This window comes from Tenacibaculum dicentrarchi, from assembly GCF_964036635.1.
Lineage (GTDB): Bacteria > Bacteroidota > Bacteroidia > Flavobacteriales > Flavobacteriaceae > Polaribacter > Polaribacter dicentrarchi.
Window position 1 is genome coordinate 2065851 of the sequence record NZ_OZ038524.1, and the last position, 15635, is coordinate 2081485.

Sequence of the window (15635 nt, forward strand, 5' to 3'; positions counted from 1 at the left end):
GTTAATTATTGTTTTTTTGTTTCTTCTTTAATCAATTCGTCATCAAAAAGCATACGAACTGACGGGGTGTACGAATCATCGTACTGTCCATTTTTTACTGAAACAATAAATGCAATAAAAAAAATTAATGCCACTAAGATGCTTAGTGTAAGTAGTAAATAAATAACGCTCATATCTTGCCTGATAATTGTAGTACAAATTTAGTTTTGAAGGTCTTATTAAAATATGATATTTATCATGTTTTAAGATTTATTTAGCATTTTATAAAAAAGTATTCTAACTAAAAAATAAAGTTAAAAAACCTAATATTATTAAAAGAAAAAACCTCTTTTTAAGAGGTTTTTTGATGTGTTATTTATGTTTATTTTTACCAATCTCTATTTCCTGCTAATATTTCAATATCAGCATTTTCATATCCATATATTTTTGAAATATTTTCAAAATCAGACATTATTGATTCTCTAGCTACAGTTTCAATTTCACTTTCATTTTTGTAAAATTCATCTTGAAGTTCATTAAGTTCTTCAACATATTTTTCTCCTAATTTATATAAATCTTCTAAGTTTACTATACTTTTAAATTCAATTTCTTTACAAAAATTCAATAAAATATCTTTACATTTATCTACTAAAAAATCAGGAAAAAAATTATCAGAATACATATCTTTTAAAAAGTTATATTCTTGTGCTTTTTTATTTTTTAACTCTTCTACTTTCATTATATATTTTTTAATTTATCGGCTAAAGTAATCAATATTAATATTGTTTATTCTTCAATAAAAATGCAGAAAGAATACCTGCTACAGCACCAAAAAGATGCCCTTCCCATGAAATATGACTTTTTAAAGATGGAACTAATCCCCAAATTAATCCACCATAAACAACAGCTACCGTAATAGAAACAAGTATGGGAATAAATTTTCGTTCTAAAATACCATTTGCTATTAAAAATGAAGCAAGACCATATATAAGTCCACTAGCTCCAATATGATTTGCATTTCTAGCAAATAACCAAACAAGCATTCCTCCAACTAAAATTGTAAATATTATTACAGATAATGTTTTCTTCGGATAAAAAAAATTAAGCACTGTTAATAAAACAATTAAAGGAAGTGTATTTGAAATTAAATGCCAAATTCCACCATGTAAAAAAGGGGATGTAAAAACACCTATTAATCCATTAAAAGTACGTGGTATAATTCCGAATTGAGTAATAGGAATAAAAAAACTTACAGCATGAACAACATATAAAAAGACTATTAATTGAATAGTATATTTGTGTTTTTTAGAAATCATACATTAATATTTTTTCCACAATGTGGACAATTACATTTTTTTTCTTTAATTTTTTCTTCGGATTTTTTTAGCTGTTTTTCAGATTGAATTTTATCAATAAAAGCCGAACTAATAATTCCTGTTGGAAGTGCTACAAAACCAATTCCGATTAAGGCAATAACACCGCCTAATAATTTACCCCAAGGCGTTACAGGATACACATCACCATATCCAACGGTGGTTAATGTTGCTACTGCCCACCAAAAAGCATCGCCAATACTTGCAAATTTTTCTGGCTGGTCATCATGTTCTATATGATACATAAGCGTAGAGGATAAAACCATTAAAACAAAAGTTACAAAAATAGTAATAGACAACTCTGCTTTTGTTTCCTTAAATATATATTTTATGGTTTTTAAGGAGCTTGAATATCTACCTAATTTAAAAATTCGTAACAACCTGAATAAACGAAGAATACGTATAATTGCTAAATCAAAAGGAAAAAATAATGGTAAATAAAAAGGAAGTATTGCTATTAAATCGATAATTCCTGCAGTAGAAAAAGCAAAGTTTAAACGTTCTGTTTTATCTTCTTTTGTAATATCAGAAACCCAAATTCTGATAAAATATTCAATAGTAAATACCGTTACCGAAAACAGTTCAAAAAGATGAAAAAAAGACCTATATTTTATATTTAATTCATGATAAGATTCTAGAATTAAAACAATAATATTCAACACAATAAGTGCATAAATAAACTTTACAAAATACTTGTTTTTATTAATAAAATTACGCACTTTTTTTTTCATTAAACCCAATTTTTCTTAATATGTTTAGCAATTGATTTTGGTAAACTATTTACTACTAATGCTTTTTTAGGATTATTTTTATGATAGATTATCCATACTTTTTTAGTTCTAATTTTTTTTATAGTACCTAAACAAGTGGTTGCATATTCTATTTCTTTATCCTCAGAAAAATAAGCAAATTTAATTCGATAACTATATTTACCTTTTACATTATTAGAAAAATAGAGTTCTTTCCCCAAATATCGTCCTTCAGTAATAATACCATTACTTAAAATTGTAATTTCTTTTACGGTGTTTCGAATATATAATCTAAAAATAAATAAGGTAATTAATGGAAATATCAAATAATAAAAAAATGGATTTCCATTAGGTATGTAATCAAAATTTTTAATAACACTATATGTAGGTTTTTCAATATTATAAATAATCTTTACCTCATCACCTATTTTTAAATTAGCTGTAGAATTATAAGATACCCATCTATGATATTCTTTATCAATAGTATATTCAAATTCATAGGCTTTTACCATTGCTTGAAATTGGTCGTCTTCTATATCTGTAAAATATACTTCTGTAATAGTTGCTTTTGTTTCGTTTGTATTAATATTCAAATAAAAACACTCTCTAAAATCAATATTTTTCATATTAGATTTAAGCGATAAAAAACTAAAATAAAGAAGAATAAGTATAAAAATTGTAGAAAACCCTCTATAAAGCAATCGGATTTTTAAATTTATAGGTAGTGATTTTGTTATTTTTTTATGCATCTATATGATTTATTTTATTGATAAATAAATCTAGCTTTTCTTTACTACAACTACTCAATTCAATATAACTTTTACCACTTTCAGGAAACGTATGTATTGCTAAATGACTTTCGCCTAATAACCAAAAACAGGTATATCCTTGCTCAGGAAAATAATGTTCATTAAAAAGAATAATTGTAAAACCAGCCTCTTTTAATAAGCATTCATACCTTGTTTTTAGCACTTTTGGAACAGTACAACTATCCCAAATTTTATGACTGTATATATTTGCTTCTATATGTTTGTAAGATGTATTCATAATTAATATAAATCCCAATTACCGTTTAAATAATATTTATAAAGAACGGGATTGTGTACTTTATTAACTTCAATACTATCTTTAGAATTAAAAAACTCTTTTCCAAAAGATGTTATCAATTGCATTGCTTCGTTATTTATCCAATTGGTTTTAACATTTTTGAATTCAATTTTTCGTAATTTATCTTTTAATTGATTCGAACTAATATTCTTATTTTTTGTTCCAAGTATCCAGCCCCATTCTCCCATTGATAATACTTGATTATGAAGTTTTACCGTATTAAAACCAGCCGAGGCAATTGTTTTACCAATACAATTATAGGCATTTGTTGCAAAATACGGACTTCCTGCTTGTGTAATAATTAATCCGTTAGGTCTTAATTTTCTGTTACAAAGTGAATAAAATTCATGTGAATACAATCTTCCTAATTCAATATTTCTAGGGTCTGGTAAATCAATAATAATGATATCGTAAAAATCACCTTTATTTTGTTCTAAATGAATATAAGCATCTTTGTTAAAAATACTCAATTTATCATTTTTCATACTTTTTTTGTTGATTTTCTGTAACACAGGATGATTCAGCCCTAAATCTGTCATTTTCGGGTCTAAATCGACCATATCAATTTTTTCAACACTTGGGTATTTTAATATTTCACGAACGGCACAACCATCACCACCACCCAAAATTAATATTCGTTGCGGATTTGGATGTAATTGCATAATCGGATGTACCAATGGTTCATGATACATTTTTTCATCAATAGAACAAAATTGCAAATTTCCGTTTAAATATAACCAATGTTCATTTTTCCATTCGGTTACTACAATTTTCTGATATTCTGTTTGTTCAGCATAAATAACTTTGTCTTTATATTTCTTTTGTTCTCCCCATTGAATAATCGGTTTTGTAAATGAAATACCTGTCATTAAAAGCCCAAAAACAACTACTAAAACTGCTTTTAAACGAATAATTTTACGCTTATTTATTTTTTCTTTAAAGCGATAAAAAACAATTAAGGCTACTAAAAAATTAATAATTCCTAATACAAAAGGTGTGTATGCTAAACCTAATATCGGCAAGCCGATAAAAGCAAAAAATACACCTCCGATAAGACTTCCATAGTAATCTTTTTCTAAAATAGAGGAGATATTACTTTTTAAATCTTCGTATTCTTTATTTATCCGAACAACTAACGGAATTTCTAACCCGATAAGTAATCCAATAAGCATACTCAAAGAATAAATGACAAATCCATAATAATCACTTACCGAAGCCAAGGTATAAACCAACACCGATGAAAATGCGACAATTAAAGAAAGTGATATTTCTAAAATTAAAAAATTTTGAATTAAGTTTTTTTTAATTAATTTACTCAATCGACTACCTAAACCCATGCAAAAAAGCATCAGGGAAACAATCATCGTCCACTGAAAAATTGAATTTCCAATAAAATAAGTTGCTAAGGTCGATAAAGTGTATTCTGCTACTATTCCTGCAAATCCTGTGGCAAAAATAGCAGCTTTTAATACAAAAGAATTTTGTTTTAAATACTCCATGTAATTAATATAGCAGCTCCGATGTAAGCAAAAGCTTCCATTAAACCTGCACCAATATTTGGTTTTTCTTGATTGATAATTTCATCTGTAAGTTTTCTTCCTGGTAATAAAATTTTATCTGCAAAAAGACGCATTACTGGTAATAATAAACAGCCTAATAATGTTTGTAAACTAATATCGATAAGCGTTGTTGTCCAGTCTAAAAATGGGTCTAAAATTGCATTCATTGTGATAATTCCAATAGCAAGTATAGCACCCGAAAAACTAACTCCAGCAGCAACATTGTCTTTTTCTATTTGATTATGAATATCATATCCCATCCAAGCAATAAATACTTTAGAACCAATTATAAGTACTATATTTCCTATAATCCAATAAATTAAGAAAGTTAAAATACCTGATATTAATGTTTCAGATTCACCAATTAAAGCACCATATAAAATAAGTCCGTTTGCAATATAAATTGATGCTTCAATAACACCTGCACCTTCATTTTCATCAGTAATAATTTCTTTTTTTAAATCGAACTTATTTAAAATTACTTTATTGCTAATCCAAACAGATAAAAGCAATAACGCTATAGCAATTATTCCGTAGATAAAAATATGCTGAATATCAGTTATAAAACCATAACTTTCGCCAATAATAGCACCACCAATAACAATAATTAAGGCTGTAAAATATCCGACATAAGAAATAATAAATGCAAAATTATCTTTTTCAACTAATTCATCTTGAATATTGATGCTTGGATGTAGCATTTTATACGCTATTTTTCCAAGGATAAAAATGATAAATCCACTTATAATATATCCTAAGGAATGATATATTTCTATAATATTTATATATTCATTAATGTATTGATTCATGTTTACGAGCATTTTATACAATTATTTACCATATCCTCCACTTCTAGAGCGAGAAGAACTTGAACTACTATATCTGTTGCTATTTCTTGTTGTTCGGCTAGAACTTCCATAACTTTTACTAGAACTATATCCTTTCGACCTTAAAGAAGTAGCACTTCTTTTTACATTGGTTCTTACTTTATCTTTAAATGACTGAGGTTTAGAATTCCAAGTACTACTAGTATTTCCTGTTGATGATGTTCCGTAGGTATTATTTCTTCCGTAATAACTAGTTCTTCCTCGGTTATTAGTTCTATAATAATCATAATCACTTCTTCCGTAACGATTAGCCCCACCTAAAAGGCTACTCATAAAATGATACTGTCCATAAAATGCCCAAAAAGACGAACCGTTACTTTGTCTTTCCCAACTTCCGTATTTTTGATTACCTACATAATTATTATAACCTGCAGGAGTCGATTTTTTATCTAAAACACCATTTTTCTTTGATAAAACAGTCATTCCTAAATCTTTTTGATGCTCTTCAAAAGTGATTGCAGAAACTTTTTTCCAATCGGTACGTTTTATATCAAAATCATCTTCAGTCGGTTTAGTTGTTTTATTATTTTTTTCAAGGATAATTTTATATTTATGAAAATAAGCATCGCTATCTTCTTTATAATCCATATCTGTTAAAATAACGCTGTAATTTTCTACATCAATATAAGTAGTAATAATTTCATCTAAAGGAGATTTAAGATATTTTTTTCGTTCTGCTCCACAAGAAACTATAAGTAGTAGTATGCTTGAAATAATTAATGTTTGGAATATTTTCATTGTAATTAATTTGATACCAAATTTAGTATTTTAATATTAATAAGTATCTGCAACAGGTAATATATTAGAAACAGCAAGTTCACTAATAATAATCCCTTTAGTTACCTCAAATTCATCTTCTCCGTACTGTTCTATACAAAGTGTTTTTTGTTCATCTTCATCTAAATAATCATAAGAAATTAATTCTTCCCACTCTGAAGCGTCTAGTTCTTTACAAAAACCTGGTGATTTTTCATCTAAAAAATAACGAGTTCCTTCAAAATCAATTTTTTTAGGTGGTTTTTGATTTTCATCAATATAATCACAGACCGTTTCACCTAATTTTCTTAGTTTTATTTTTTCTGATAAAGTAACTACTAAACCTCCATCATCTTCAAGATGTAAAAACTTTTCCGTAGTTCCATTTTTGATAACAAATTCACGAGTAAAATAATTATCGCCCCAATCGTATTCGAATAAAGCGGTTACCGTCCAAGTTTCGATGGCATATTCAAAAATATATCCTTTTCCTAAATCTCTAATTGTAATATTCGTTGGATCAAAATGTCTTTCTGTTTCTTTTTTCTTAAAAAAATCAAGTATTCCCATATATTTTTTTCTATAAAATTAATATAATGTTTCTTAAAAGTAAAATTATGTTGCTAAAATTATTTTTACGTAACCTTTTTTAACAATTAAGCGCTTCTTTAAAAATAAAGAAACGCTTAATTTATCAAATAAAATTATTAAAATTAGTTTTAAGTAATTTTACAATCCCATTTGTTTTTTTAATTCTTCAAGATTATTTGCTGCACTTGTTTTTTTAGTACCTAATGCTTTGTCTAGCTCATCATCAATACTTTTTGATTCGTTAGCAATATCTCCATAAGCTTCAGCTAAAGCTTCTTCTTCAGATACTTTTTCTTTCATTTTTTCTAGCATATTTACAGTACTAGAACTATCGATAGCAGCCATTTGTTTGTTTAAATTCTTAGTAGCTTTCGATACTTTTACACGAGCTTTAAGTGTTTTTAATTCGTTTTCCCATTTACTAATGTTATTTTTTAAACTATTAACATTTGCTTCTAGTTGAGATACTGATTTTGAAAAATTAGTAACCTCAATAGTACAACGATTAACATGCTCTGTATTTTCTTCTTTTTTAACCAATGCTTCTGTTGCTAAACGGTCTGCATCTTCAGAAGCAAGTTCACCTTTTCCTGCCTTTTGTAAAATTAACATGGCTTTATTTTGATAATCTTTAGCTTTCCTTTCAAATTGAGTTTTATCATTCTGAGAACGAATTAACATAGCTTTTACTTGTGCAAGACCTTCTAATGCTTGTGTTAAGTCATTTTTCATATCTTTAATTCCTTGCTCAGTCATTTTGATAGGGTTCTCCATTTTATCAATTGCTGAATTTGCCTCTGCTTTTCCTACGTTAAATAATCTTTTAAATATATTCATTTTATATATGTTTTTTTAGTTTGATTTTTTAATTATGCTTTAGAAAACTGAATAATGTTTTCTGAATATTCACTTAATAATAAACTTAATGAGTTTATAGAACCTTCTAATTCGTTTAAATCAAGATTTTCAATTTGTAAGGTATCTCTAAAAATTACTTTAGTACCCGTTTCATCTAAAACAAAAGCACCGTGAACGATGTCTCTATTTTTTTGTAATAATTGTTGAAAAATATTTTCATCAAAATTTCTGATTTCAAAAATATATTGTTCAATAATTAAAATTGGATTTGCAATTCCTATAATCAGATTATTAATTCCTTCATTTTCATTCTGAATCATTAAAATACCTTTTTCATGGTCTTCATGAGTAATATTATAGTTTAACTCTAACAAGTAATTTTTAATAATGTTAAATTGTTTTTTCATCTATTTTATTCTTTTACAAATTTCTTAAACATATAATTGTACTATTTTTTAGTTTTTCAGAATTATTGCTAATCATTTTAGAACTAACTAATTTTACTAGCTAATTTTAGTACTTTTGACTTGTCAAATATAATACTATTTAAGTTATTTGCAAATAAAATTAGCAAACTATGTCGTTTTTTGGAAAAAACATAAAAAAAATACGAAGTGTAAAAGGACTTAGTCAACAAGCTTTTGCAGATATATTCTCTCTAAAAAGAGGTACACTAGGTGCTTACGAAGAAGAACGTAGTGAACCGAAAATTGATACCATCATAAAGATTGCTAATTATTTTAGCATATCAATAGATGATATTCTTACTAAAAACATTACTGTAAATCAATTATTAAGCTTTAATGAAGGGATTACGACAGATATAAATCAAGTTATAAAAGCTAGTTTTACTGATATTCCGTTTGTAAATTCACTGAATAGTAAAATGTTTATAGATAATTTTAAAACAACAAAAAGCTATCAAAACTTACCTGTTATTAAATTACCTATACCTTCAAACTCTCAATTATTAGCATTTACAGTAACTAATTTATTTATGGTATCTAATGAAGAAGGATTATTTCCTGAAGATATTGTAATTGGAGAAAAAACCATTTCTGAAGATTTAATTAAAGGAGATGTAGTAATTACATTAGCTAATGATATGTTATTTATTAGACGTTACAACACTGACGGTACTAATTATTATTTATCAGCCGACCATGTAAACATACCTCCAATAATAATACCTCATGAAACTAATATTGATTTTTGGAAAATATCTTATGTATTTTTAAAAAGGTATCCAGAATTTACTTCTAAATTAGAAAATCAATTAAATGAATTAAATACCGAACTAAAACGATTATCAAAATAGTTTAATTTACTCTTTATTTTTGTTCTCCTTTAATAAACATTCATAAGCTCTAATTTTATCATATAATTTTTGACAATCTTTTTGCTGTTCAAAATTAGAAAACAAACCCATTATTGCATTTATTTTAGGTTCTTTTTTAAAATCATCTATATTTACTAAAATATAATCGAGTATCTTTTCATTTTTAATCTCTTCTAAACTTAAAGGTTCATCAGTTAAAAGCATATTACCTTTACCTGTAATTAACCAATTAAAATTTAAATCAGGAAAATTATCGGAAATTGATCCGAGCCATTTTGAATTAATTTCTGTTCCTTTCTTTAAAGCATTACGTAAAGTACCATCACTAGCACCAATAATTCGCTCTAACTTACTAACAGCCACCCCTTTAAATCTTATAAATATTTTAATCCTACTCGCTACCATATTTATTCGTAAAATAATACGTAAATTATTTTCATAAACGGAAAATAATACGATATTTGCATCGTAATCTAAACAAAGGTACAACTAATAAGTATTAATTTTTTTCATTTAACACATTGTAAACTATTTGACAACTAAAAAATGGAATTTAATTGATATAAAACACTTATAGCGAAGTAAATAATTGTTTTCACAAAAAAGTTATTTATTTGTTAAAAAAGAACGTTCAATAAAAAATAATTAAAGGAATTAGTTTACGTATTATGAATATTGTGAAGGGTGTCATAAGAAATAAACTATATAAATCCTTTTTTTTAAACTAAGGCTTGTTTTATCAAGCCTTGGTTTCACACTTCTTTGTTTTATAAGTATAAAAGCTCCTAAATTGTCATCGAAAACAATTTTGTTTCGGGCTTATTATTATGTAAACGCTTATCAAACGCCATACAAATATTTCGTACATAAGGTCTTGCTTTTTCAGGAACTGTTAGAGTATTTCCATCGATAAAAACCAATCCATCAGCCTGCATTTCTTGTAATTTTTCTAAAAGGATTTCAATACCTTTAACCTTTAAATTTTCAGCATCCCACGAAGTGGTAAAATGACACATAATATTTAAAATATGCTTTCGGATAATTAAATCTTCTTCAGATAAAATATGTCCTCTAAAAACAGGAATTTCTCCTTCGTTCACTATTTTTTGATATTCTTTTACCGTTTTTACATTCTGTGCAAATCCGTACCAAGAATCAGAAATTGACGACATTCCTAAACCAATCATTAATTGTGTTTTATTGGCAGTATAACCCATAAAATTACGATGCAATGTTTTTTCCTGAGTTGCTTTATATAAACTATCCGTTTTTAACGCAAAATGATCCATTCCTATTTCAACGTACCCCATTTCGGCAAATAGCTCCTTCCCTATTTCGTATAATTCACGTTTTTCTTCATTCTTTGGTAAATCTTTCTCATTAAAACCTCTCTGCCCAACACCTTTTACCCACGGAACATGTGCGTAACTGTAAAATGAAATTCTATCAGGCTGTAATTCTTTGGTTTTATTAATGGTATGAATTACATTTTCTTTGGTTTGAAATGGCAATCCGAAAATTAAATCGTGACTGATAGATGTATATCCTATTTCTCTTGCCCAAATAGTTGCTTTTTCAACATTTTCAAAAGGCTGTACTCTGTGTATTGCTTCTTGTACCTTTATATTATAATCTTGCACGCCGTAACTTACTCTTGTAAAACCAACATCAAACAAGGTTTGTAATTGTGCTTTTGTGGTATTATTCGGATGTCCTTCAAAACTAAATTCATGCTTCGGATGTTTTTTAGCGTTGATAAATAAACCATCAATTAACTTCTTTAAGTTTTCTTTTGAAAAAAAAGTAGGTGTTCCGCCACCTAAATGAATCTCCTTGATAATTGGCGTTTCATCTACTAAATTGGTATATAAATTCCATTCTTTTAAAACGGTATCCATATAATCTTCTTCTACTTCATGTCTTTTTGTAATATGTTTATGACAGGCACAAAAAGTACAAATACTCTCACAAAAAGGCAGGTGAATATACACACTAATTCCTTCGGATGAATTACTTTCTATAAACGATTTTTTAAAAGTTTCAATCCATTTATCTTTAGAAAAAGTTTCATTTTCCCAATAAGGAACCGTTGGATAACTCGTATATCGAGGTCCTGGAATATTGTATTTTTGTATCAGTGAATTCATGTGTCTTTTTTTTAAAATATCAGCTTAATTAGCCTAAAAAATTAGCGCATCAATAATAAGTTGATACGCTTTAGGTAAACAACCTTTTTTAATAATTATCATTTTCAGAAAACCCTTTAGTAACCAAAGAAACCCCTGCTGATGTTCCTAAGCGAGTTGCGCCTAGTTTAATATATTTTGCTGCTGTTTCGATATCTTTAATACCCCCAGCTGCTTTTATTTGCACGCTATTTTCAACCGTAAATTTCATCAATTCAATCTGTTTAAAAGTAGCGCCACCTGTAGCAAAACCTGTCGATGTTTTTATAAAGTTAGCACCTGCATTTACCGCGAGTAAACAAACTGTTTTCATTTTTTCTTCGGATAAATAACAATTCTCAAAAATTACTTTTAAAACATTATTTCCGATGGCTTTTTTTATCAGCCTTATTTCGTTTTCAACATAATCATACTCGCTAGCTAACAATTTACCAACATTAATAACCATATCAATTTCTGATGCGCCATTTTCAATACAATTAACTGCCTCAAAAATTTTAACCTCGGTAGTCATTGCCCCTAAAGGAAACCCAATAACAGCGGCTATTTTCACATCAGAATCCACTAAAGTTTCTTTTGCTAGTTTCACATAACAGCCATTTACACAAACGGCATAAAAACCATATTGCTTGGCTTGTTCACACAGTTGTATAATATCGTTATCTGTAGCGGTTGCTTTTAGTAAAGTATGGTCTATATAGGTATTTAATTGCATCAATTTTATATATTTTATACGTTTTCAACTCTTTTTAAAGTATCTAATTTGGATAATGACAAACGTACAACACTTTCATCTAAAGCAGTTAAATTATGTACTACTTGTGGTTTTAATGAAATAACATCTCCAGCATTTAATTGTTTTATTTCATTATTTACACCAAAATCAATACTACCTTTTATCACCTGAACAATTATTGCAAAAGGTGCTTGATGGTCTTCCATAACTTGTCCTTTTTTAAAGACAACACGTATTTCTTTGGAAAAATCAGTATCCAATAATAATGATACTGCTGGTTTATGTTCATTAAACTTAATATCTTCTAAAAATGAGGCTACTTTCATAATAATTATCTTTTAAATTATTTTATTTTTTTTCCTAATAAATTTGTTGCAATCGTTGTAAACAAAACAATACTAATAGAACTTAAAGGCATTAATATTGCTGCAATTACAGGTTTTAATTGTCCTGTTGTTGCAAAATATAATCCGATTAAATTATAACATAATGATAGTATAAAACTATACTTAATTATTTTGATTGCCTTTTTTGATGCCTTTATATAATTGCCAATTTCATTAAATTTTGAAGCATCTAAAATAGCATCACAAGCAGGTGAAAACACATTAATATTTTCTGATAATGAAATTCCAACATTACTTTGTGCCAATGCTCCTGCATCATTTAAACCATCACCAATCATAATTACGCTTTGCCCTTTATTTTGTAAATTCTCAACATAATTTAATTTATCTTCTGGCTTTTGATTGAATAAAAATGAGGTGTTTTTAGGTAATAAATCTTCTAAAAATTTCTTTTCGCCTTCATTATCACCAGAAACAACCGCCAAATTATAATTCGTATTTAATTCAGAAAACAACTCTTTTACACCATTTCTGTACGCATTTTTAAACACATATTTTCCTTTATAAATTCCATCAAAACTAATATGTACAGAAGTATCTAAGTTAATTTTTTCATCAGTATTATTCACAAAAGATGATGAACCTATTTTTATAATTCTGTTTTTATAAGTAGCTTCAATTCCTTTTCCTGTGTACTCTTTAAAACTATCAATAGGCAACATTTCTGCCGATAAAAAACCATATAACATTCTACTTAACGGATGATTTGAAGCTCGTAAAACACTTTTTAATATTGATTTTTCTTCGGATGACAATTCGCTTCCTTTATAATCAATTTGATTTTCTTTACTTGTTGTAAGTGTTCCTGTTTTATCAAAAATAACACTATCAATTACCGCCAATTGTTCTACAACTGTGGCATTTTTTAAGTAGAATTTCTTCTTTCCAAAAATCCGAAGCATATTTCCTAAAGTAAACGGAGCTGCTAAAGCAATAGCACACGGACAGGCAATAATTAAGACAGCAGTAAAAACATTTAAGGCTTTGCTAGCATCATAATACAGCCAAAATGCAGTTGAAATAAAAGCAATTATTAAAACGGTTACCGTAAAATTCTGACTTATTCTATCTGTTAATGTTTTAAATGATGAATTTTTATCTTTCTTAAATACATCATTACTCCACAATTGCGTTAAATAACTTTGCGAAACCGAAGTTAAAACTTCCATTTCTAAAACTCCCGATAATTGCTTTCCTCCTGCAAATAATTTATCTCCTGATTTTTTAGCTACAGGAACTGCTTCACCTGTAACAAAACTGTAATCGATTTTTGCATTTCCGTTAATTAAAATTCCATCAACAGGAATTAATTCCTGATTTCTAATTAATAGCCTATCACCTTTTTCAACATCATAAATTTGTACATTTTCTTCTTTTCCTTCGGATGAAACTCTGGTTACCGCAATAGGAAAATACGATTTATAATCACGTTCAAAAGACAAGAAATTATATGTTTTCTGCTGAAAAAACTTCCCTAATAACAAGAAGAAAACTAAGCCTGTTAAACTATCAAAAAAACCAGTTCCGATATCAAAAATAATTTCAGCAGAACTTCGGATAAATAAAACAGCAATTCCTAAAGCAATAGGAACATCAATATTTAAAATTTTAGAGCGCAACCCTTTATATGCCGATATAAAATAATCTTGCCCCGCATAAAAAACCACAGGCAATGAGAAAATAAACATCAACCAACGAAATATTCCTTTGTATTGTTCTAACCAAAAACCAGATACTTCAAAATATTCTGGAAAAGATAAAAACATCACATTTCCAAAAGAAAAACCTGCAATTCCTAATTTATAAATTAAACTTCGGTCAACTTTCTTTTTTCCAACTTCGTAATCTTCTAAACTGATATAAGGTTCATATCCGATAGAACTCAACAATAAAACAATTTCTTTTAAAGAAATAATTTCAGAATTATACGTAATTCGAACTGTTTTTTTAGGGAAATCAACTTGTGATGAACTAATATTTTGTTGTAATTTATGTAAATTTTCTAGTACCCAAATACAAGAACTACAATGTATATGAGGTATATATAAATTAACAACATGTAAGTTACCATCATTAAACTCTAATAGTTTATCGGTAATTTCTTTATTATCAAGAAAGTCATATTTTCCTTGAATTTCTTCTGGAATTGCTCCAGGATTGTTTTGAAAATCATAGTAACAGGTTAAATCATTTTCTGAAAAAATTTCAAAAACCGTTTTACAACCATTACAACAAAAAGATTTCTCTTTTATAGTGATGGTTTTGGTATCACATTCGTTACCACAATGAAAACATTTTGCGTTTTCCATATTTACTCGTTTGCCTAGTGCAAAGGTCTTATAAGAATTGTAATTAAAATATGATATATATCAGCTTTTGATTATATTTGAACTAGCTTAATGAAGAACTATTATGAGTAAATGTGAACAATGTATTATTCGTGAATTTAACTCTCTAAAATCACTCACAAAAGATGAATTAATTAGAATTTCAGGATGTAAAACTTCTAAAAAGGTAAAAAAAGGTGATGTTTTATTTGAAGAAGGTGAACATATAAATGGTGTTTTTTGTATTAAAAACGGTATTTGTAAAGTTTCAAAAATGAGTGATAATGGTAGAGATCAAATTGTAAATTTGGTAAGAAAAGGCGATTTATTAGGCGAACGGAGTTTAATTAATGATGAAGCTTCTAACTTAAAAGCCATAGCCGTAAATGATATGGAGATTTGTTTTATCCCTAAAGAAGAAATTGTTAGAGATTTAGAAGAGAACCAAAAATTTACTATGGATGTTCTTAAAACAATGGCATCTTCTCTTAAAACTGCAGATGATTTTATTGTTGATATGGCACAAAAAACGGTTAAACAACGTTTAGCTTCTACTTTATTAAACCTTGATAATAAATTTAAAAATAATGAAAATGGGGCTTTAGGGATTCATTTATCAAGAGAAGATATTGCTAATATTATCGGAACAGCTACAGAATCGGCAATTCGGTTACTTTCTGAATTTAAAAAGAAAAAATTAATTGATTTAAAAGGAAAAGAAGTTTTTATTCTTGATAAACAAACGTTAAAAGATATTTCTATTGGGTTTTAAATTGCAACT

At 27.5% G+C, this 15635-nt stretch carries 19 protein-coding genes; 2 read left to right on the forward strand and 17 right to left on the reverse strand.

The genetic code is table 11. From position 1 onward, the window contains the following. Positions 1-5: 5 nt before the first annotated feature. The 12 genes from ccoS to ABNT14_RS08955 form a co-directional block, all read right to left on the reverse strand. A complete protein-coding gene (gene ccoS / locus ABNT14_RS08900) occupies positions 6-173 on the reverse strand; it encodes a cbb3-type cytochrome oxidase assembly protein CcoS (protein ID WP_101902897.1) in 168 nt (55 codons plus the stop codon). A gap of 194 nt (positions 174-367) precedes the next feature. Then, entirely contained in the window at positions 368-718 is a 351-nt protein-coding gene (locus ABNT14_RS08905) for a DUF5713 family protein (protein WP_200809379.1), read from the reverse strand. Positions 719-755: 37 nt separating this feature from the next. Further along, complete coding sequence (locus ABNT14_RS08910; protein ID WP_058885577.1) at positions 756-1295, reverse strand: rhomboid family intramembrane serine protease; 540 nt, start codon at positions 1293-1295, stop codon at positions 756-758. After that, positions 1292-2083, reverse strand: coding sequence for an ion transporter (locus ABNT14_RS08915; protein WP_058885578.1), 792 nt, complete (start codon positions 2081-2083; stop codon positions 1292-1294). The genes ABNT14_RS08910 and ABNT14_RS08915 overlap by 4 nt, the downstream gene beginning before the upstream one ends. Next, positions 2083-2727, reverse strand: coding sequence for a hypothetical protein (locus ABNT14_RS08920; RefSeq protein WP_101902899.1), 645 nt, complete (start codon positions 2725-2727; stop codon positions 2083-2085). Before ABNT14_RS08920 ends, ABNT14_RS08915 begins: the two co-directional genes overlap by 1 nt. 115 nt (positions 2728-2842) lie before the next feature. Further along, a complete protein-coding gene (locus ABNT14_RS08925; RefSeq protein ID WP_200809380.1) occupies positions 2843-3148 on the reverse strand; it encodes an S-adenosylmethionine decarboxylase in 306 nt (101 codons plus the stop codon). A gap of 2 nt (positions 3149-3150) precedes the next feature. Next, complete coding sequence (locus ABNT14_RS08930; RefSeq protein ID WP_101902901.1) at positions 3151-4707, reverse strand: polyamine aminopropyltransferase; 1557 nt, start codon at positions 4705-4707, stop codon at positions 3151-3153. Beyond that, a complete protein-coding gene (locus ABNT14_RS08935) occupies positions 4695-5576 on the reverse strand; it encodes a DUF350 domain-containing protein (RefSeq protein WP_234984996.1) in 882 nt (293 codons plus the stop codon). The genes ABNT14_RS08930 and ABNT14_RS08935 overlap by 13 nt, the downstream gene beginning before the upstream one ends. A 21-nt stretch (positions 5577-5597) precedes the next feature. Beyond that, a complete protein-coding gene (locus ABNT14_RS08940) occupies positions 5598-6392 on the reverse strand; it encodes a hypothetical protein (RefSeq protein WP_101902902.1) in 795 nt (264 codons plus the stop codon). A gap of 36 nt (positions 6393-6428) precedes the next feature. Further along, complete coding sequence (locus tag ABNT14_RS08945) at positions 6429-6980, reverse strand: DUF4178 domain-containing protein (protein ID WP_058885583.1); 552 nt, start codon at positions 6978-6980, stop codon at positions 6429-6431. Between the two features lie 159 nt (positions 6981-7139). After that, positions 7140-7838: a PspA/IM30 family protein gene (locus tag ABNT14_RS08950; protein WP_058885584.1), complete on the reverse strand. Its 699-nt coding sequence runs from the start codon at positions 7836-7838 to the stop codon at positions 7140-7142. 32 nt (positions 7839-7870) lie between these two features. After that, complete coding sequence (locus ABNT14_RS08955) at positions 7871-8266, reverse strand: hypothetical protein (RefSeq protein ID WP_058885585.1); 396 nt, start codon at positions 8264-8266, stop codon at positions 7871-7873. A gap of 170 nt (positions 8267-8436) precedes the next feature. On the opposite strand from ABNT14_RS08955, the gene ABNT14_RS08960 reads away from it, so the two are divergent. Next, a complete protein-coding gene (locus ABNT14_RS08960) occupies positions 8437-9177 on the forward strand; it encodes a helix-turn-helix domain-containing protein (RefSeq protein ID WP_101902903.1) in 741 nt (246 codons plus the stop codon). A gap of 6 nt (positions 9178-9183) precedes the next feature. On the opposite strand, the gene ABNT14_RS08965 is transcribed toward ABNT14_RS08960, so the two are convergent. The 5 genes from ABNT14_RS08965 to ABNT14_RS08985 form a co-directional block, all read right to left on the reverse strand. After that, entirely contained in the window at positions 9184-9687 is a 504-nt protein-coding gene (locus ABNT14_RS08965) for a hypothetical protein (protein WP_101902904.1), read from the reverse strand. Positions 9688-9983: 296 nt separating this feature from the next. Beyond that, entirely contained in the window at positions 9984-11345 is a 1362-nt protein-coding gene (gene hemN / locus ABNT14_RS08970; protein ID WP_101902905.1) for an oxygen-independent coproporphyrinogen III oxidase, read from the reverse strand. Between the two features lie 88 nt (positions 11346-11433). After that, on the reverse strand, positions 11434-12099 hold the full coding sequence (gene deoC, locus ABNT14_RS08975) for a deoxyribose-phosphate aldolase (RefSeq protein WP_101902906.1): 666 nt from the start codon (positions 12097-12099) through the stop codon (positions 11434-11436). A gap of 14 nt (positions 12100-12113) precedes the next feature. Further along, positions 12114-12446 (reverse strand): AraC family ligand binding domain-containing protein, encoded by a 333-nt coding sequence (locus ABNT14_RS08980; protein ID WP_101902907.1) that lies wholly within the window; start codon positions 12444-12446, stop codon positions 12114-12116. Positions 12447-12463: 17 nt separating this feature from the next. Beyond that, positions 12464-14836 carry a heavy metal translocating P-type ATPase gene (locus ABNT14_RS08985; RefSeq protein WP_101902908.1) on the reverse strand — a complete coding sequence of 791 codons (2373 nt, stop codon included), beginning with the start codon at positions 14834-14836 and terminating at the stop codon, positions 12464-12466. Positions 14837-14939: 103 nt separating this feature from the next. On the opposite strand from ABNT14_RS08985, the gene ABNT14_RS08990 reads away from it, so the two are divergent. Continuing rightward, positions 14940-15626, forward strand: a complete 687-nt coding sequence (locus tag ABNT14_RS08990; protein ID WP_101902909.1) for a Crp/Fnr family transcriptional regulator — start codon at positions 14940-14942, stop codon at positions 15624-15626. Positions 15627-15635: the final 9 nt, after the last annotated feature.